Source organism: Streptomyces sp. V1I1 (assembly GCF_030817355.1).
Lineage (GTDB): Bacteria > Actinomycetota > Actinomycetes > Streptomycetales > Streptomycetaceae > Streptomyces.
This window is the reverse complement of the sequence record NZ_JAUSZH010000001.1, coordinates 1195223-1212631: the sequence shown is the minus strand read 5'-3', so window position 1 is coordinate 1212631 and position 17409 is coordinate 1195223. Positions and strand designations below refer to the sequence as shown.

General features: G+C 69.7%; 18 protein-coding genes and 1 pseudogene. 10 read left to right on the top strand and 9 right to left on the bottom strand.

Features of this window, described 5'->3' with window-relative positions:
- Positions 1 to 163 precede the first annotated feature (163 nt).
- On the top strand, positions 164 to 1303 hold the full coding sequence (locus tag QFZ67_RS05970; protein ID WP_307665737.1) for a molybdopterin-dependent oxidoreductase: 1140 nt from the start codon (positions 164 to 166) through the stop codon (positions 1301 to 1303).
- Positions 1303 to 1692 carry a hypothetical protein gene (locus QFZ67_RS05965; protein ID WP_307660039.1) on the top strand — a complete coding sequence of 130 codons (390 nt, stop codon included), beginning with the start codon at positions 1303 to 1305 and terminating at the stop codon, positions 1690 to 1692. Before QFZ67_RS05970 ends, QFZ67_RS05965 begins: the two co-directional genes overlap by 1 nt.
- Positions 1693 to 1891: 199 nt before the next feature.
- Here the strand turns inward: QFZ67_RS05965 and QFZ67_RS05960 are convergent, their stop codons facing one another.
- From QFZ67_RS05960 to QFZ67_RS05945, 4 genes are all read right to left on the bottom strand, one after another.
- Complete coding sequence (locus QFZ67_RS05960; protein WP_307660038.1) at positions 1892 to 2179, bottom strand: hypothetical protein; 288 nt, start codon at positions 2177 to 2179, stop codon at positions 1892 to 1894.
- 57 nt (positions 2180 to 2236) lie between these two features.
- The gene (locus QFZ67_RS05955) at positions 2237 to 3076 is read right to left on the bottom strand and encodes an alpha/beta fold hydrolase (RefSeq protein ID WP_307665736.1); all 840 of its coding nucleotides are present in this window, start codon (positions 3074 to 3076) and stop codon (positions 2237 to 2239) included.
- 265 nt (positions 3077 to 3341) lie between these two features.
- Positions 3342 to 3548, bottom strand: a complete 207-nt coding sequence (locus QFZ67_RS05950; RefSeq protein WP_307660037.1) for a YbdD/YjiX family protein — start codon at positions 3546 to 3548, stop codon at positions 3342 to 3344.
- A gap of 14 nt (positions 3549 to 3562) precedes the next feature.
- Complete coding sequence (locus QFZ67_RS05945) at positions 3563 to 5758, bottom strand: carbon starvation CstA family protein (protein WP_307660036.1); 2196 nt, start codon at positions 5756 to 5758, stop codon at positions 3563 to 3565.
- A 122-nt stretch (positions 5759 to 5880) separates the two neighbouring features.
- On the opposite strand from QFZ67_RS05945, the gene QFZ67_RS05940 reads away from it, so the two are divergent.
- Positions 5881 to 6120 (top strand): hypothetical protein, encoded by a 240-nt coding sequence (locus QFZ67_RS05940; RefSeq protein ID WP_307660035.1) that lies wholly within the window; start codon positions 5881 to 5883, stop codon positions 6118 to 6120.
- Positions 6121 to 6272: 152 nt separating this feature from the next.
- Here QFZ67_RS05940 and QFZ67_RS05935 read toward each other — a convergent pair whose 3' ends face one another.
- Positions 6273 to 6404, bottom strand: coding sequence for a hypothetical protein (locus QFZ67_RS05935; RefSeq protein ID WP_307660034.1), 132 nt, complete (start codon positions 6402 to 6404; stop codon positions 6273 to 6275).
- 211 nt (positions 6405 to 6615) lie between these two features.
- Here QFZ67_RS05935 and QFZ67_RS05930 point away from each other — a divergent pair, with 211 nt between their 5' ends.
- The 4 genes and pseudogenes from QFZ67_RS05930 (at position 6616) to QFZ67_RS05915 (ending at position 9929) form a co-directional block, all read left to right on the top strand.
- Complete coding sequence (locus QFZ67_RS05930) at positions 6616 to 7899, top strand: phosphatase PAP2 family protein (protein WP_307660033.1); 1284 nt, start codon at positions 6616 to 6618, stop codon at positions 7897 to 7899.
- 14 nt (positions 7900 to 7913) lie between these two features.
- Positions 7914 to 8420: pseudogene (locus QFZ67_RS05925) on the top strand (ISAzo13 family transposase); the annotation flags it as partial.
- Positions 8344 to 8844, top strand: a complete 501-nt coding sequence (locus tag QFZ67_RS05920) for a transposase (RefSeq protein ID WP_373430209.1) — start codon at positions 8344 to 8346, stop codon at positions 8842 to 8844. The pseudogene QFZ67_RS05925 and the gene QFZ67_RS05920, both read left to right, overlap by 77 nt.
- Positions 8845 to 9551: 707 nt before the next feature.
- Positions 9552 to 9929 (top strand): hypothetical protein, encoded by a 378-nt coding sequence (locus QFZ67_RS05915; RefSeq protein ID WP_307660032.1) that lies wholly within the window; start codon positions 9552 to 9554, stop codon positions 9927 to 9929.
- Positions 9930 to 10429: 500 nt separating this feature from the next.
- On the opposite strand, the gene QFZ67_RS05910 is transcribed toward QFZ67_RS05915, so the two are convergent.
- From QFZ67_RS05910 to QFZ67_RS05895, 4 genes are read right to left on the bottom strand one after another with little or no spacing between them, the layout of a single operon-like run.
- Positions 10430 to 11077, bottom strand: coding sequence for a methyltransferase domain-containing protein (locus QFZ67_RS05910; protein WP_307660031.1), 648 nt, complete (start codon positions 11075 to 11077; stop codon positions 10430 to 10432).
- A complete protein-coding gene (locus tag QFZ67_RS05905; RefSeq protein WP_307660030.1) occupies positions 11074 to 11811 on the bottom strand; it encodes a DUF2064 domain-containing protein in 738 nt (245 codons plus the stop codon). The genes QFZ67_RS05910 and QFZ67_RS05905 overlap by 4 nt, the downstream gene beginning before the upstream one ends.
- The gene (locus QFZ67_RS05900; RefSeq protein WP_307660029.1) at positions 11808 to 12488 is read right to left on the bottom strand and encodes a glycosyltransferase family 2 protein; all 681 of its coding nucleotides are present in this window, start codon (positions 12486 to 12488) and stop codon (positions 11808 to 11810) included. Before QFZ67_RS05900 ends, QFZ67_RS05905 begins: the two co-directional genes overlap by 4 nt.
- Positions 12485 to 13540 carry an NAD(P)-dependent oxidoreductase gene (locus QFZ67_RS05895; protein WP_307660028.1) on the bottom strand — a complete coding sequence of 352 codons (1056 nt, stop codon included), beginning with the start codon at positions 13538 to 13540 and terminating at the stop codon, positions 12485 to 12487. The genes QFZ67_RS05900 and QFZ67_RS05895 overlap by 4 nt, the downstream gene beginning before the upstream one ends.
- Positions 13541 to 13757: 217 nt before the next feature.
- On the opposite strand from QFZ67_RS05895, the gene QFZ67_RS05890 reads away from it, so the two are divergent.
- From QFZ67_RS05890 to QFZ67_RS05880, 3 genes are all read left to right on the top strand, one after another.
- Positions 13758 to 14759, top strand: a complete 1002-nt coding sequence (locus tag QFZ67_RS05890; protein WP_307660027.1) for a LacI family DNA-binding transcriptional regulator — start codon at positions 13758 to 13760, stop codon at positions 14757 to 14759.
- A gap of 78 nt (positions 14760 to 14837) precedes the next feature.
- Entirely contained in the window at positions 14838 to 16049 is a 1212-nt protein-coding gene (locus QFZ67_RS05885; RefSeq protein ID WP_307660026.1) for an ABC transporter substrate-binding protein, read from the top strand.
- Positions 16049 to 17167 carry an ABC transporter ATP-binding protein gene (locus QFZ67_RS05880; protein WP_307660025.1) on the top strand — a complete coding sequence of 373 codons (1119 nt, stop codon included), beginning with the start codon at positions 16049 to 16051 and terminating at the stop codon, positions 17165 to 17167. Before QFZ67_RS05885 ends, QFZ67_RS05880 begins: the two co-directional genes overlap by 1 nt.
- Positions 17168 to 17409 lie beyond the last annotated feature (242 nt).

The following is a 17409-nucleotide window of genomic DNA, read 5'->3' as shown; positions in this document are numbered from 1 at the left end:
CGGCGCGGGCCGTGCGCCGCCCCCTGACGTCCGCATTCCGTAAGGTGTCGCGACCCTCCGCGGGGGCCGCCCGGGAGGTCTCATGGAAGACATGAAGCTCCGACCGCCACGGCTGCCGCGACCGCACCGGCTGCCCAGGATGATCCTGCCGCGACCGCCCAGGATGCCCCGGCTGCCGGCACCGATTCTGCCGACGTTCAAGGGGAAGCTGCACGACCCCCGTACGGCCACCTCCATCGGCCGCTGGCTGGGCGGGGCGATCGCCGTCTGCTTCGTGACCGGGGTGACCAGCCACTATCTTCAGCACCCGCCGGACTGGCTCGTGAACGTACTGCCGAGCCGGCCGACCTGGGGCTACCGGCTGACCCAGGGCCTGCATGTGGCGAGCGGTATCGCCGCCATCCCGCTGCTGCTCGCCAAGCTGTGGGCGGTCTACCCGCGGCTGTTCGTGTGGCCCGCGCTGCGGTCGGTGCGGCACGCGCTGGAGCGGCTCTCCGTCGCGGTGCTCGTCGCGGCGGCCGTCTTCCAGCTCTTCACCGGGCTGCTCAACATCGTGCAGTGGTACCCGTGGCCGTTCTCCTTCGTACCCGTGCACTTCGCCGTCGCCTGGCTCCTGCTCGGCGCTGTGGTCCTGCATGTGGCGGTCAAGTACCCGGAGATCAGGGCGCATTGGAGCCGACGCTCGCCCGGCACACTGGAGCTCCCGGCGGCGGACGGACCCGACCGGCGCTCCCTGCTGACCGGCATCGCAGCCGCGGTCGGTGCGGTCACGCTCACCACCGTGGGCCAGTCCCTCACCCCGCTGAAACGCTTCGACCTGCTCGCGCCGCGCCACCCGGACCACGGCCCGCAGGGCCTGCCGGTCAACCGCACGGCCGCCGCGGCCGGACTGGCGGGAGTGAGCACCGCCCACTGGCGGCTGACCGTGCTCGGCAGGGACTCGTACCAACTCACCCTCGACGATCTCGCGGCCATGCCCCAGCACACCGTGACCCTGCCCATCGCCTGCGTGGAGGGCTGGAGCAAGTCGGCCCAGTGGACCGGCGTACGCGTACAGGACCTGCTGGAACGTGCCGGAGCGCGCCCCGACGCGGCGGTACGGGTGGTGTCGCTGGAGCGGCGCGGCACATACCGAGTGATGGAGATGGGCAGCGGCTACACCCGCGATCCGCTCACCCTGCTCGCCCTGCGCCTCAACGGCCAGGTGCTCTCTCTTGACCACGGCTTCCCGGCGCGCATCATCGCGCCGAACCGCCCCGGTGTGCTGCAGACCAAGTGGGTCACCAGGATGGAGGTCCTGTGATGCGGATCGTGGCGGGCGCACTGGGCCTCGCACTGATGGCCGTCGGCGCGACGCTGCTGCTCACCGGCGGCCAGCTGAAGGACGTGGCGCTGTGGCTGGCGGGCGCGATCGTCCTGCACGACGGGATCATCGCGCCGCTGGTGCTCGGCGTCGGCCTGCTGCTGGCGGCAGTCCCGGCCCGCGGCACGGTCCGCGGGGCGCTGGTGGTGGCCGGCTGTCTGACGATGATCGCGCTGCCGCCGCTGCTGCGGCCGGGGGCGCCGACCAATCCGTCGGCGCTGCCGCTGGACTACCTGCGCAACTGGCTGCTCGTGCTGGGGGCGGTCGCGGTGGTGACGGGGGTACTGCTGGCGGTGCGGTGGTTGCTCCGCAAGGTGCCGCGGCGTTGAGCATCTGACGAACGCGTCCGGCGGGCCGGTCGATCCCCGACCGTGCGTGGGAATAGTGAGTTCGGGGGCCCGTCCATGGGGGGCCACGGGGCCACGGGGCCGAGCGCGGCAACGGCGACGACAAGGCCGACTACCTGGTGGTCTATGACGGCGGAGCCGTCCGCGCCTGGCTCAACAGAGGTGGAAACACCGGGCCTGGCTAAGCCTGTGAGGAGGCGGTCATCGTGATCTCCTGTCCGTCGCTGACCCGCAGGGCGTCGTAGACCCAGGTCTTCTCGGGCCCGCGGCCGTAGTCGACTTCGGACTTGATGCGATGACTGTCCATCGACCAGCCCGGCGCCGGCGGAAAAGTGTGTGGGTTCACCGGTCCGAGCTCGTCGGCGCAGACGATCGTCGCGCCGCCGGGCGGGCTGGTGTAGAGGCCGATGATCCGCGTCCTCTTCCCTCGAAGTCCGGATCCGTCGAGCGGGTCCAGGACTTGGTGCACCCCGCCACCAGGCACATACCCAGCGAGAGAGGAATCCAGCACTAGGGCGTGAGTCGCCTATCCCAGGAACGCCGCGGTGGTCGCCACGAACCGGTCGGGATCGTCGAGCCACGGGAAGTGTCCGGCTCCTGGCTGAATGACCAGCCTGGCGTTCGGAAGCAGCCCGGCGAACTCGGGCATCGCGCGAGGAGGAGAATTCAGATCGACCTCCCCAGCGAGCAGGAGCACCGGCGCTTCGAACCGTGCGAGCGCCGCACGGGTGGCGTCCGGGTCGAAGGCGCCTTCGGCGCCGAAGGCAGTCGCGGCCTCGTTGTTCTTCTGCCTGTCCTCGGCAGCCTGATGGGCTTGAGACACCTCGTCCCAGCGGCCATAGAAGAACGGCGCGATGGCCTGCCAGCAGTCGTCCGTCGCCTGGCCGGCAGTGATTGCTTCCAAGGCCGCGAACGCCGCCGGGAACCACGGCTCGTCCTGGCGGAGCTGCGCCGTCTCGCGCCGGACGTCTCCAGTGATCGCGATCCCGGCGGCCATGACGCTCGGCGTGATCAGCGCGAGTTTGCTGACGTGTTCCGGGTGGCGGCCCACATACAGCGCCGCCAGATTCGCGCCTGCGGAATGCGCGAGCAGGTCCATCCTTTCCAGGCCAAGGTGCTCGCGCAGGGCGTCAACGTCATCGACAAGTTGGTCGCAGCGGTACGAGGCGGCGTCCTCCGGAATCGCTGACCGGCCGGTGCCCCGAAGATCCAGCATGACCAACTGTCGGTGCGCGGAAAGGCCGCCGAGGTCGCCGAGGTACACGGAAGCCTGCATCGGCCCCCCGGGCAGGCAGACCACAGGAGGGCCGTCTCCGAACACGTGGTACGCAAGCTTGGTTCCGTCATACGCGGAGAAGGTAGGCATGGCCAAGACCCTGTCAGCGGCGTTCAGACAGAGCAACTGGGTTCCCCGGCATGCTCGAAGGACCCGTGCGAGGCAGCCTTGACGTGCCACCTTCTGGAGCAGTCGCTCATGTCCGGAGCCAGGCCCTAACCGGGCCCGGCCGCGAACGCGGACCTCGTGATTCCCAGCGTGTCGAGCTGCTGTAGGCCAACGCCTCCGCTGCCGGGCCCGGATCCGGTCTCGCGGCGGTGCCCGGCGCCGGCGCGGTGGCCCGCCGCCGTATCGCTCAGCAACAACGGAACCCCTCGCGCGGATCGGCTTCCCTGGCGTCCATGCGGCTGCGCTCGAACTCTCGGCGCGACATCACCTTCGCGCCCGGGTCGTGGGACCTGGCGTGCGTGACGTAGCGGTCGTACCCCGACTCGCCCGAAACCTCGCCCACGTACCAGCGGATCCAGTCCACCGCGCGTCGCACGCCACTCACCGCTGTCATACCCGTCACGGTACTCACGCCTTCCCGCTTCCCGCAGCCGCGCGGTCCGCACCGCCGGGTCCGGCCGCCGCCAGCTCGGCCTTCTCCTCCTTGGTGGGAATCAGCCCGGCCGGTGCGACCAGCTTCGACTCGACGTACGGGACCTCGGCGAGACGGATGCCCTCCGGGGCGCGGATCGACTTCACGCAGACCCTGGCCGCATCCGCGAGAACCACCACGATGAGGACGGCGAAGAGGGCCGAGAGAATGCCGTCGACGGTCGAGTTGGTCACGATGGTCTGCATCTCCTCCATGGTCTTCGCCGGCGGCAGTACCTGGTCGGCGTCGATGCCCGCCTGGTACTTGTCGCGCTGGGTGAAGAAGCCCACCTTGGGATCGCCCGAGAAGATCTTCTGCCAGCTCGCGGTGAGGGTGACCGCGGCGTCCCAGGCGAGCGGAACGGCCGTCACCCAGGCCCACTTGAGACGCCCGGACTTGATCAGCAGCGTGGTGCAGACGGCGAGCGCGACGGCGGCCAGCAGCTGGTTGGCGATGCCGAAGAGCGGGAAGAGCTGGTTGATGCCGCCGAGCGGGTCGTGCACACCGACCCAGAGGAAGTAGCCCCAGCAGCCGACCACGACAGCGCTCGCGAACCAGACACCCGGCTTCCAGCTGACCTGCTTCATCGGCTTGTAGACGTTGCCCAGCATGTCCTGGAGCATGAAGCGCCCGACCCGGGTTCCCGCGTCGACCGTGGTGAGGATGAAGAGCGCCTCGAACATGATGGCGAAGTGGTACCAGAACGCCTTCAGACCGGCGCCGCCCACGACCGCCGAGAAGATGTCCGACATACCCAGGGCGAAGGTCGGCGCACCGCCCGTGCGCGAGAGCAGAGTTGCCTCCTCGACGTCCCTGGCGGCCTGTGTCAGCTGATCCGGGGTGATGGTGAAGCCCAGGTTGGCGACCGCCTGCGAGGCGGATTCCACCGTGGTGCCGAGGACGCCGGCGGGGGAGTTGATCGCGAAGTACAGGCCGGGGTCGAGGATGCAGGCGCAGATCATCGCCATGACCGCGACGAAGGACTCGGTCAGCATCGCCCCGTAGCCGATCATCCGGATCTGGGTCTCCTTCTGGATCATCTTCGGGGTGGTGCCCGAGGCGATCAGGGAGTGGAAGCCGGACAGCGCGCCACAGGCGATGGTGATGAAGACGAACGGGAAGAGGGATCCCGCGAAGACCGGCCCCTGGCCGTTGCCCGCGAACTCGGTGACCGCCGGCATCTTCAGGGTCGGCGCCGCGATCACCACGCCCACTGCGAGCAGCACGATGGTGCCGACCTTCATGAAGGTGGAGAGGTAGTCGCGCGGCGCCAGCAGCATCCAGACCGGGAGTACGGAGGCGAAGAACCCGTACACCACCATCCAGATGACCAGGGTGCTCGGCTCCAGGGTGAAGAAGTCGGCGAGTGAGGACTCGGCGACCCAGCCGCCCGCGATGATGGCGAGCAGCAGCAGCGCGACACCGATGAGCGACACCTCCGGGACCTTGCCCGGCCGCAGCACCCGCAGGTAGAAGCCCATGAAGAACGCGATAGGGATCGTCATGCCGATGGAGAAGACGCCCCACGGCGAGTGGGCCAGCGCATTGACGATCACCAGCGCCAGCACGGCCAGCAGGATGATCATGATGACGAAGACCGCGATCAGGGCCGCGGCGCCACCGAAGGGGCCGATCTCGTCCCGCGCCATCTGACCGAGCGAACGGCCGTCACGGCGTGTGGAGAAGAACAGCGTGATCATGTCCTGGACGGCGCCGGCGACGATGACACCGACGATGATCCAGATCGTGCCCGGCAGGTACCCCATCTGCGCGGCGAGGATCGGGCCGACCAGCGGACCGGCCCCGGCGATCGCCGCGAAGTGGTGGCCGAAGAGCACCCGGCGGTCGGTCGGGTGGAAGTCGATGCCGTTGTTCAGCCGCTCGGCGGGGGTGGCCCGCGTTCTGTCGACCTTCAGTACGCGGTTGGCGATGAAGCGGGAGTAGAAGCGGTACGCGATGGCGTACGAGCCGAGAGCGGCCGCGAGCATCCAGACGGCGGAGACCTGCTCGCCGCGGGCGAGGGCGAGCACGCCCCAGCCGGCCGCGCCCACCAGGGCGACGATCACCCAGACGACGATCGATTGCGGACTCATCCTCCGCCGGGAGGTGGTCGGTGGTGCCGGCTCGGCCATGGTGTGGCTCCCGTCCCGTCGTGATCACCTGTGTCGCGCAGGAGATTGTGGGGACCGTGTCACCAGCGTACCCGCGCGCCCGGCGAAGCTCTTGCCGGTGACGAGATCTCTTCCCCGGGCGCGTGGGCACGATCGACTGGACCACCGGCATGGCCTACCTGGGCCGGATTCGGCCGTCGCCTGACGGTGCTGCGGGACGGACCTGTGAAGGCTGGAGCGATGGCTTCAGGCTGTCCGTCGGCCAAGACGACGAGTACCCCGACGAGGACACCGTGCCGCTCGTCGAGGGACTCCGGATCGTCCGTCACATCCTCGCGGTCGCCACGCCGCCGGCCGATGCGGCTTGGAAAGTCGATCGCTGACTGGGCAGGCTCTGACACCGGGCCCAGACGAGGATGGCGGCGAGATGGAGTGCGGCCTGGTAGGCCATGGCAAGTTTGTCCGTTCGCATGGCCAGGCCGCGGCGACTGAGTATTCAGTTGGTTCTGGCCAGTCTGAGCACTCTCGTTGGCGACTATCCGCTGTCGGCGTCGCTCGCGCCGTCCTCGACATCGCCACTGTCGCCGTCAAGCCCCGCCCCGGCACCCGCCCTCCCGTCCACCGAGCCGCCCGCGCCGCCCCAATCCGGGGCCGCGCGGCGTTTCATGTCCGCCGTGGCCGCGGGCAAAGGGGAACCGATCGCTGTATTCGACGTACCCGTGATCAGCGAAACCCACCCGCTCCGCTAGCATGTTCGAGCTCGCAACGATCACGTTGAAATATCACAAATCGGCTGAAAATTGATATCTACGATAACGCGAGGGTTTTCGCGAATAGGCGGCAGCCTTCGGTTGGCTGCATGGCGTCAACCACGCGTCATGCTGTGGGTCGCGGTGAGTGTGGTGGGCCTCGGATTCCTCATTGCACTGGAGATCGCCGCGCGTCGGTACGGCGTGCCGGGGCCGATGACCAACCAGGTGCGAGAGGTGATACTCGCCCCCAAATCAGGGCCGCTGCTGTACGCCGGTATGGCGTTGATGATGGTGGCGCTCACCTGGCGGCAGCGGTTCGTCGCGGTCGGCGCCGCGATCGGCATCGACGTCGTGTTCTGGCTCGTGCGGTGGGCGGTCGACGCCGAGATGATGGCCGGCAACGGCGCGTTGTGGGTGGTCCTGGCCCATGCCGTCATTGCTTTCACGCGCCGCACCGGCCGGGACCGTGTCCTGCTGCTGAAAGGCGTCGGACTGGGCCTGCTGCTGGTGGCCGGCCGCAAGACCGGCGACACCTGGCTGCTGATCACGTCGAAGACCCGACCGGTGGTGCTCGACCAGTACATGGCAGCCGCCGATCACGCGTTGGGCAGCCCGTCGTGGCTGATGGGCCGGATCGTCGAGGCAACCGGCCCGGTCGGCGCCCACGTTCTCGACTGGGTCTACGTTCAGCTGGGGGTGGCCGCGGTCGTCGTCGCGCTGTACCAGTTGCGCAATGTGGCGGTCGAGCGCCGCTTCCCCGGCCATCACCTGGTGCGCACGTTCCTGGTCATAGGTCTGCTCGGGCCGGCCATCTACATGATCTTCCCGGTGGTCGGACCGGTCTTCGCCTACGGCGCCGACGGCGGGCACTGGGCGGTGGCCAACCTGTGGCCGGACACGCCGCCGCCGGTCACTACCCCGCACCCGATGTTCTTCGACGGGATCACCCCGCGCAATTGCATGCCCAGCCTGCACACGGCGTGGGCCACCGCGATCTTCATTCATTCCCGCAAGGGCCCACGGGCTCTGCGAGTCGCAGGCGCGTTCTGGCTGATCGCCACGCTCGGCGCAACGCTGGGCTTCGGCTACCACTACGGCGCGGACATCGTCGCCGGTGTGGTGTTCACGCTCACGATCGAGACGGCGCTGCGCTCGCTCGACCGCGGCTGGGACCGGCCGGGAATCCAGCTCGTCGTCTACGGCGCCGCGGTCTTCGCTGCCCTCTTGGCGTCGTATCGCTATCTGTCGATGGAGATGGCCGAACATCCGTGGGTGTTCGGGCCGCTGCTCATTCTGGCGATGACCTCAGTGGTCTACGGCTACGTACGGACCACCAAGCTGTGGGAACGGAAGCCCGCGTCGGCGCATCTGCCGGAACCGCGACGCGAACCGCAGCCCGAACTGGTTTGAGTCAGGTTGCAGGGCACCGGCTCTTCTCGCACATCACCATGAACTGGCGCGGCCGCCCGCTGACCAGCCACGAAGTCATCGTCCAGTCCATCGCCGCGACCACCACCCGCACCGGTCTACGCGTGAGTGCCGCACTCGACACCACCGCCTGTCCCACCGGAGTCCGTATCGGTGACGCCGAGATGGCGGCAATGCCGCTGACCCGGCACGCATTCCATGGCGAATGGAACTACGCCCCGCACCCGCAGCCATGCCCTGACGTCCCGGCGGCCCGGGCGCCGGCCCCGCAGTGGGACCAGGCCCTGCTGTCCGATCCCGCCCTGACTGGGATGTCCCGGCAACAACTGGACGCCCTCAAAGAGGCTTTGGCGCTCAACGGCGATACTCGGCGCGGCCGTCCGCCCCGGCTCGACTTCCCCGAACAGGTCCTGGTCACCGTGCTCCATCTGCGGGTCGCCCTGGCCGCGGAACCTCTCGCCGTACTGTTCGGCAGCAGCCGGACCACGATGCACCGCACTCTACCGTCCGCGCTTTCACCTGCCCTGGAAGGGCGCCCGCAAGAGCTTCGCCTGGACCGACTACCGCGACCTCGCCGTCCGCGCTCACCTGCAGCTCGGCGCCCCCATCGTTCTGGTCTGGGACAATCTGAACACTCACCGGGCAGCTGGGATGCGCCAGTACGCCGCCGACCACGACTGGCTCGCCATCTTCCAGCTCCCCAGTTACGCACCCGATCTCAACCCGGTGGAAGGGATCTGGTCGTTACTTCGGCGCGGAGCCCTGGCCAACGTCGCCTTCACCGACCCCGACCACCTCACCCGCACCCTGCGCCGGGCACTGAGCCAGATCCAGCACCGCCCCGACCTCATCGACGGCTGCCTGACAGAGACCGGACTGACCATCACCCCAAATCTGACGCTAATACGAAAAGCTCAGTACCCGTGAACCGGCCGCCCGCGAGGGCATGACGGCCGCACACAAGACACAGGGGCCGGCCGGCTCAGGGAGCGCATCCCGTCGGCCGGCCCCTCACCCATGTCGCGGGCGCGCCCCGGCCAGGCCCTGTCAGGCCATCGCATGCGGGACGACCCGAAGGGCGCACTTCCCGCGGGTTGCCAACTCCGAGCGCTCCACCGTTCGGGTGACGTGCCGTCAATATGCTTGTCAACGATGTGGTGCAAATGGGTTACTGTACGCATCCGAACAGGTGGGCCGCCCATCCCTCCACGGGAGAGTGGCAGCTGGCCCACCGTCGGCCCCAGGGACAGCGTTCCAGGACGGTGTGCCGGGCCGGGGTTCGGCTGCTGTCCTGACCGTTTTCCTGAGTGCCCGCAGAGGCAGCGGGCCGGCGTGTTCCCTCACCACTGTTTCGATCGGCCTGAGCGGGAGGGCCGTCCGCGTTCTCGGCGACAGAGCGCTGGCCCCTTCCCAGGCCCATAGGCCGATGTGGCCACGTCGGCTGATCGGGCTCCCGGGCGGCTGTGAGCCGCCGACTCCAGGCCCCGGCAAGAAAATCCACGGCAGCGCCCACTGATCGCTGACGAGCGTCGGTGAAGCACGGGTCGCCGAGGACAGACCGTTCCTACGCACATCCAGTCCGTCTGAGCAGGAGGCACATCATGCCTTTCATCCAGCAGAGCACATCGGGCCCAGTGGCAGGCTCCGCCGAGTACTTCGTCCCCATCACGGTCACCGGCGAGCAAACCGCCACACTGCTGCCCGGTGAAACCGCAGACGTCACCCTCACCTTCACCAACCCGAACAGCAATGTAAGGGCCCAACTGATCTCCATTGCCGCCGGCGATGTCGTTGTCGACACCGTTGCGAACGCCGACGACATGACGTACTGCCACGATCAGATCGAACTGTCCACGGCCGGCGTGGGCCCCCTGCCCACGCTTGACCTCAGCCAGGCCAACCTGCCATTCGTGCTGGCTGGCGCTGTGAAGTTGAAGGAAGACTCCGACATCCGCTGTCAAGGGATGACGTTTCACACCACGTGGACGGTCCAGGCCCAGGCCGTCCGCTGAGCGCGGTCCTCATCACCTACGCCATCGAATGAGCCGCGCGATGGACTGCGTCCCGGCGTAAACCGAAGGTCTGGCGCACGCCGTCATTCCCAGTAACCAGCGACAGGCCTGTTGATCGTCCTCACGAGATACGTGCCTGAGCCCGGTTCAACCGCCGCCGAAAGGGGTGCGGGAGGCCCCCACAAACGCCACCGGCAAGGACCAGCCGTGGTCCGCAGCGCGCTGCTGGAGACTGCCGTCGCGCTGCGCGGGCGGCTGCGTTCATGTCGGAAGTCGCTTTCGCCGACGGTTCCACCGACCGCTCGCTCACCCGTAAGTCCTTCGCGATCACCGAGGTCTTCTCACCCCGCGCGAACCGCTCGCCGGCCTCCCGCCGGACACCCTCACGAAAGGCCCGCCGCTCAGCGGTCAGGACCCCTCCCTGCGCGTATCGCATACAACCGGCGTAGCGCAGGGATCACCCCCGACGCCAACCCGAAAACGTCAGTAACTGCCACGGGCTAGGCGCGGCGTAGTGCCACGAACGGGCGCCCCGCCACCATCCAGTGGTCCGCCTCTTCCGCCTCCCAGCCCGCGGAGTGCGCATAGTCCAGCAGCGCGGGGGTGCCGACGCGGGCCCAGGGGAAGGCCGAGCCCTGGGCGCTGCCGCCGTCGAAGACGCGTACCTGTACGCGCTCGTCCACGTCGAGCGGGGAAGTCTCGGCCAGCAGCACGCCGTCGTCGGCAACCAGGTGGGCCACGCGGCCGAGCAGCGCGCCCGGGTCCCCGCCGATGCCGATGTTGCCGTCGATGAGCAGGGCGGTGCCCCAACTCCCCTCGCGGGGAAGCGGATCGAAGACGGAACGGTGCAGCGCGCTGCCGCCCGTCCGCACCGTGCGGGCCACCGCCTCCGGGCTCACATCGATGCCGAGCGTCGGCCGCCCCAGCGCGGCGAGGGCAGCGACCAGGCGGCCGGGGCCACAGCCGATGTCCAGCACTGTGCCGCGGCAGCGCTCCAGTACCGTCAGATCCGCGGTGTCCGGCGCCGCGCACCACCGCTCGACCTCCAGCGGCAGCAGCCAGCCGTCGGGTCGGCGCAGGAAGAGCGGGCCGTGGCCGGTGCGCAGTGCGTCGGTGTACGGATCGGCCTGCCAGGCGGGCGCGGTCATCGTGCCCCTGTCCCGGCGAGCGCGGCAAGAGCCGCGGCGAACCGGGTGCCCGGCGCCTCGGCCGCGACAAGACGCGCGTCGGCCGCGGTGTCGACGTCCCGCAGCACCGGCAGCTCACGCACCGTCAGCCCGGCCCGGACGAGCCGGTGCCGCTGCACGGCTCCGGTCTCCGGCACGGACATCGGCACGCCTCGCAACAGCGCGGGATCCGGCTCGGCCATTCCGAGCGCCCAGAACCCACCGTCGGCGGCGGGCCCGAGGGAGGCCTCGCCGTCGCCCAACTCCAGCCCGGTGCGGAGAAGTTCGGCCGTGATCTGTGGTGTGTCCATCCCGACCAGCAGCGCAGGCCCCTCGCAGAGCCCGAAGGCATGCGCCAGCCGCGCATCGAGCCCACCTGCGCACTGCGGCACGACCTCGAAGCCGTCCGGCAGCCAATCGCCGGGTACACCGTCGAGTACGAGGACCCGGCGGCGTACGGGAGTGGCCAGCACGACGTCCAAGGTGTCGCGGAGCGAGGCCTCGGCGAGCCGAGCGGCCTCTTCGGGGGAGTACGCGGGACAGAGCCGCGTCTTGACCCGCCCGGGCACGGGCGCCTTGGCAATGACGAGCAGTGTGCCGTGGCTCTGCGCCGCCCCGGGGATTGCCCGCTGCCGCGCGCCCACCGCGCCCACCGCACCCGTCGCACCCGTCGCACCCGTCGCGCCGGTTGTGCCCGTCGCACTCGTCGCGCTCATCGAACACCGCTCCCCACCGGCCGCCCCGACAGCACCGACCGCATGTCCCGGACCGCCTCCCACGTGCCCCGCCATGTGCCCGTCACCTTCGACTTTCCCGACCTCGGCAGGTACGGGACGTCCACCTCCGTCACCCGCCAGCCCGCGTCCGCCGCGCGGACCACCATCTGGAGCGGGTAGCCGCTGCGGCGGTCGGTCAGGTCCAGGGCCAGCAGGTCGTCGCGGCGTGCCGCCCGCATCGGGCCCAGGTCATGGAGCCGCAGGCCGGTGCGCCGGCGCAGCATCCGGGACAGGGCCAGATTTCCGGCCCGGGCGTGCGGCGGCCACGCGCCCCGGCCCTGCGGACGTCGGCGGCCCAGCACCAAGTCACTGTTCCCCTCCGCGACTTGGCGTACGAAACCGGTCAGCAGCCCCGGATCCAGCGAGGCGTCGCAGTCGCAGAAGCACACATACTCCGCCTCGGCAGCCAGCAGCCCCGCATGGCACGCGGCGCCGAAGCCGCGCCGCTCCTCGTGCACCACCGTCGCGCCCAGCTCCCGGGCGATCCGGTCCGAGCCGTCCGTCGAACCGTTGTCCACGACGATCGCGCGCCAACCGGGCGGGATCCGCTCCAGTACCCACGGCAGCGCCTCGGCCTCGTCCAGACAGGGAAGGACGACGTCCACGTCCGCGGTCATGACGCCGCACCCCGCAGCCCGCTCGTGGCGAACTCCGCCATGCCCTCCACGAAACCGACCTGCGCCTTCCAGCCGAGTTCGGCCCTCAGCCGCCGCGAGTCCGCGGTGATGTGCCGTACATCGCCCAGCCGGAACTCCCCGGTGACCACGGGCGCGGGACCGCCGTGCGCCGAAGCCAGCGCGGCCGCCATCTCGCCGACCGTGTGCGGCGTGCCGCTGCCCGTGTTGTACGCGGTGAGCACCCCCGGCTCCCGGTCGCGCACCGCCTCCAGGGCGATGGCATTCGCGTCCGCGACGTCCCGTACATGTACGAAGTCCCGCCGCTGCCGCCCGTCTTCGAAGACCCGTGGCGCCTCGCCCCGTTCGAGCGCGGACCGGAAGAACGAGGCCACGCCCGCGTACGGGGTGTCCCGGGGCATCCCCGGCCCGTACACATTGTGGTAGCGCAGGGCGACGGCCCGTCCGCCGCTCGCCCTGGCCCAGGCCGCGGCCAGATGCTCCTGCGCCAGCTTCGTCGTCGCGTACACATTGCGCGGGTCCGTCGGCGCGTCCTCGCCCACCAGCCCCGGGGCCAGCTCCGCCCCGCACTCGGGGCACAGCGGCTCGAAGCGCCCGGCCGCGAGATCCGTGGCGGCGCGCGGGCCCGGCCGTACCCGGCCGTGGCGCGGGCAGTCGTAGCGGCCCTCGCCGTAGACGACCATCGAGCCGGCCAGCACGAGGTTCGCGACCCCCGCCTCGGCCATCTCCGCGAGCAACACGGCCGTACCGAGATCGTTGCAGCCGACGTACTCCGGTGCGTCCGCAAAGTCCTTGCCGAGGCCGACCATCGCCGCCTGGTGGCAGACCGCGTCCACGCCGCGCAGCGCCCGCGCCGTCAGCACACGGTCCCGTACGTCCGCCAGGATCCACTCGGCGTCGGGCAGCGGCGGCGGTTCCGGATGTGCCGCCGGGAGCAGGGCGTCGAGTACGACCGGGTCATGGCCGCGCGCGGCAAGGGCCGCGACGACCTGCGAGCCGATGAAGCCCGCGCCTCCTGTGACGAGTACACGCATACTGGCGACGCTATGGCCGCAAACCCCGCTGATCGTCGTCGCGCGCCGTGCCGTCACAGGTACGTAAGGACTTCAGCCACACGGAGTCGTCGTACGGAGTCGTCGTACGGAGTCGTGGGCCGCTCGTCGGCCATGGTCCGGCCGGCCTCGTACTCTGCTACTTTCCTGGGGCGAGAAACCGGTTTCTCAGCCGTGCGTGCCAAAGGAGAACGTCCTGATGGTTGCCTCGAAGCGTGCGAAAAGGGTCACGATCGCCGATGTCGCACGGGAAGCCGGGGCCTCCGTCGCCACCGTCTCCCGCGTCCTGAACGGCGTGGACACCGTCGCCCCCGTCCTCGCCGAGCGGGTCAGGACGGCCATCGGCGACCTCGGCTACCGGCCGAGCGCCGCCGCGCAGGGCCTGGCGCGCGGCCGCTCCGGCACCATCGGCGTGCTTGTCCCCGATCTCGCGAACCCCTACTTCCACGACATCATCAAGTCGGTCTCCATCGTGGCCCGCGAGGCCGGCAGCCGCGTTCTGGTGATGGACTCCAACGAAGACCCTGACGTGGAACGGGAGCTGACAGAGGACCTGATCCGTTACGCGGACGGCCTGCTGCTCTGTTCGCCCCGGATGCCGCGCGCCGACCTCGCCGCGCTCGCGGGCCGCGGCACCCCCATGCTGGTCACCAACCGCCAGGTCGCGGGCCTGGCGCTGCACTCGATCACGGTGGACTTCTTCCGCGGGATCATGGCCGTGTGCGGCCATCTCGCCCAGCTCGGCCACCGCAAGGTCGTCTATCTCGAGGGCCCGGAGCACGCCTGGGCCAACGGCGAGCGGCTGCGCGCTCTTTCGGGCGCGGAGGCCTTCGGCCTCGAAGTGCACGCGGTGCCCTGCGGGTCCACCACCGACGAGGGGTACGCGGCAGCCCCCGCGGCCCTGGAGAGCGGCGCCACGGCCGTGATCGCGTACAACGACTTCGTCGCGCTCGGCGTCCTCGCCCGCTTCTCCGAACTGGGCGTGAAGGTGCCCGACGACATGTCGCTGACCGGCTTCGACGAGATCGACATGGCCCGCTTCTCCGCGCCCCCGCTGACCACGGTAGCGGTACCGCGCGACCGGCTGGGGCAGATCGCGGGTGAGGCACTCGGCCGCATCATGGGCGGCGACGAGGACATCGAGCCCGCAACTGTCCCCGTTGAACTGCGCGTTCGCGGTTCCACCGGCGCACTCTCTTGACACGGCTCCTGGCGGGGTGGACCTTGTTCGGGCACAAGGCCGAGTAAGCGCTATCTCACCAGAGGGGTGCGAGTCGCCATGTCCCGTCAACTGCGCCACCGTTCAGCAAGGATCGCGCTCGCGGGACTGCTGCTCGCGGTGGCAGCCGCCGGCTGCGGTGCCCCCGACTCCGGGAGTACGGAGTCCAAGGACAAGACCCCGCAGAAGATCCCGGCGAAGCCGGGCAAGCCGGTGACGCTCGACATCCTGGATGTCGCCGGGAACCTCCAGCTGACCCAGGGCATGATCGACGAGTTCGTCGAGGAGCACCCGGACATCATCGGCAAGGTCACCTACTCCAAGGCCCCGGCGCCCGACCTGGCCGGCAAGATCAAGGCGCAGCAGCAGGCCGGCCGTGTCCAGATCGACCTCGTGCTCACCGGGACGGACGGTCTGGCCGCCGGACTCTCGCAGAAGCTGTGGAGCTCCATGGCGGAGCACCAGTCGCTCATCGGCACGCCGGACTATCTGGAGCCCGCCGCCGAGATGCAGAAGCTCGCGCAGGGCCAGGGCACCGCGATCGTCTACTACCCCTCAGGCCCGCTCATCGAGTTCAACCCGGACAAGGTCAAGAACCCGCCGAAGTCCCCCCAGGAGCTGCTCGCCTGGGCCAAGGAGCACCCCAAGAAGTTCCAGTACGCCGACCCGGCCAACTCCGGTCCGGGGCGCACCTTCCTGATGGGCCTGCCGTATCTGCTCGGCGACAAGGACCCCGGCGACCCGGTCAAGGGCTGGGACAAGACGTGGGCGTACCTCAAGGAGCTCGACAAGTACGTCGGCGTATACGGCTCCGGCACCACCGAGACCATGAAGAACCTGGCGTCCGGCCAGCACGACATGGTGATGTCGACGACCGGCTGGTACATCAACCCGCGGGCGCTCGGCACCGTTCCGAAGAACATGAAGGCCGGGCACTTCGACAAGATGACCTGGGTGACCGACGCGCAGTACGCGGTGGTCCCCAAGGGCGTCGACGCCGACACCATGTCCGCGACGCTCGCGCTGATCAAATGGATGCTCACACCCGAGCAGCAGGCCAAGGCGTACGACGACGGGTACTTCTACCCCGGTCCCGCGATCAAGAACGTGCCGCTGACGATGGCGCCGGAGAAGTCGCAGAAGGTGCTGAAGGAGTTCGGCGTCCCGGAGTTCGACCAGTGGATCGACCAGTTCCCGAAGAAGCCCTCGCTGCCGGCGGAGCAACAGGTCAAGGCGTTCGACATGTGGAACCGCGAGGTGGCGGGTCGCTGATGTCCCGGTTCTCGACGCTCAGGCTGGACAAGGTCTCCCGCAGCTTCGGACGCCACGCGGCGCTGCGGGATCTCGAACTCGAGGTCAGGGGCGGCGAGTTCGTCGCCCTTCTCGGGCCCTCCGGCTGCGGCAAGTCCACCGCCCTGAACTGCCTGGCCGGCCTCCTGCCGCTCACCGGCGGCGCGATCAGGCTCGATGACGAACGCATCGACCATGTCGCGCCGGAGCGCCGCGGCTTCGGCATGGTCTTCCAGAACTACGCGCTCTTCCCGCACCTCACCGTGCGCGGGAACGTGGCCTTCGGCCTGAAGATGGCCAAGGTGCCGAAGGCGGACATCGCCCGCCGGACGGACCGTGCGCTGGAGATGGTCCAGTTGACCGAACACGCCCACAAGCGGCCCGGGCAGCTCTCCGGAGGGCAGCAGCAGCGCGTCGCCATCGCCCGCGCGATCGTCCTGGAGCCGCGGCTGGTCCTGATGGACGAGCCGCTGTCCAACCTGGACGCCGCGCTCCGTCTCGAGATGCGCACCGAGATCCGGCGGCTGCACCAGAGTCTCGGGCTGACCACGGTGTACGTCACCCACGACCAGGAGGAGGCGCTGTCGCTCGCCGACCGCCTGGTCGTGCTCCGCGACGGGCTCATGCAGCAGGTCGGCACGCCCGAAGAGGTGTATGGCAGGCCCGCGAACCGCTATGTCGCGGGCTTCATGGGCTACCGCAACATGCTCAACGTCACGGTCACGGCGACGGCCGGCGGCGAGCTCTCGCTCCGGCTCGCGGACGCGCGGCTGACGGGCCTGGACCGCGACTCGCTCGCGGCGGGCGGCCCCGGCATCGCGGCGATACGTCCGGAGGACCTGGACGTCGCCGGCGAGAACGCCACCGGGCGCATCCCGGCGGACATCGAGGTCGTCGAGTACCACGGCCGTGAACTCGCGGTCCAGGCAAGGCTGTCGGACGGCCAGCAGGTCCACTTCCGCACGGCGGGCAGGCTGGCCCCGGGCGACCGGGTGGACCTCGCGGCAGCGCCGGAGAGGGTGCTGGTCTTCGCCCCGGAGGGCACGCAACCGCCGACGCCGGTGAAGGACGTACCGCGCCAGAAGGCGGTGACGTCGTGACCGCGCGGGTTCTGCGGGACCCGGTCCGCTGGTGGGGGCGAGGTATCCGTCTCGCCACCGGACGCTTCAACGCCCGGTGGCGACTGGCGTCGACCCACCGACGAGTACCGAGTGCCGGTCCGTGCGGGCCGGGCCCAGCCGCATCGGGCCCAGCCGCATCGGGCGCAGCCCGGTCGACGCCCGCCGCTGCCCGTCGGCATGTTCGGCCTCGACGAGGCATCGTGACGTCGGCTCAGTCGGCC

What these genes read in the sequence shown, in the direction of transcription:
- QFZ67_RS05970 (WP_307665737.1), top strand. Translation starts at nt 164, where the DNA reads ATGCCCCGGCTGCCGGCACCGATTCTGCCGACGTTCAAGGGGAAGCTG.
- QFZ67_RS05965 (WP_307660039.1), top strand. Translation starts at nt 1,303, where the DNA reads ATGCGGATCGTGGCGGGCGCACTGGGCCTCGCACTGATGGCCGTCGGC.
- QFZ67_RS05955 (WP_307665736.1), bottom strand. Translation starts at nt 3,076, where the DNA reads ATGCCTACCTTCTCCGCGTATGACGGAACCAAGCTTGCGTACCACGTG.
- QFZ67_RS05950 (WP_307660037.1), bottom strand. Translation starts at nt 3,548, where the DNA reads ATGACAGCGGTGAGTGGCGTGCGACGCGCGGTGGACTGGATCCGCTGG.
- QFZ67_RS05945 (WP_307660036.1), bottom strand. Translation starts at nt 5,758, where the DNA reads ATGGCCGAGCCGGCACCACCGACCACCTCCCGGCGGAGGATGAGTCCG.
- QFZ67_RS05935 (WP_307660034.1), bottom strand. Translation starts at nt 6,404, where the DNA reads ATGAAACGCCGCGCGGCCCCGGATTGGGGCGGCGCGGGCGGCTCGGTG.
- QFZ67_RS05930 (WP_307660033.1), top strand. Translation starts at nt 6,616, where the DNA reads ATGCTGTGGGTCGCGGTGAGTGTGGTGGGCCTCGGATTCCTCATTGCA.
- QFZ67_RS05910 (WP_307660031.1), bottom strand. Translation starts at nt 11,077, where the DNA reads ATGACCGCGCCCGCCTGGCAGGCCGATCCGTACACCGACGCACTGCGC.
- QFZ67_RS05905 (WP_307660030.1), bottom strand. Translation starts at nt 11,811, where the DNA reads ATGAGCGCGACGAGTGCGACGGGCACAACCGGCGCGACGGGTGCGACG.
- QFZ67_RS05900 (WP_307660029.1), bottom strand. Translation starts at nt 12,488, where the DNA reads ATGACCGCGGACGTGGACGTCGTCCTTCCCTGTCTGGACGAGGCCGAG.
- QFZ67_RS05895 (WP_307660028.1), bottom strand. Translation starts at nt 13,540, where the DNA reads ATGCGTGTACTCGTCACAGGAGGCGCGGGCTTCATCGGCTCGCAGGTC.
- QFZ67_RS05890 (WP_307660027.1), top strand. Translation starts at nt 13,758, where the DNA reads ATGGTTGCCTCGAAGCGTGCGAAAAGGGTCACGATCGCCGATGTCGCA.
- QFZ67_RS05885 (WP_307660026.1), top strand. Translation starts at nt 14,838, where the DNA reads ATGTCCCGTCAACTGCGCCACCGTTCAGCAAGGATCGCGCTCGCGGGA.
- QFZ67_RS05880 (WP_307660025.1), top strand. Translation starts at nt 16,049, where the DNA reads ATGTCCCGGTTCTCGACGCTCAGGCTGGACAAGGTCTCCCGCAGCTTC.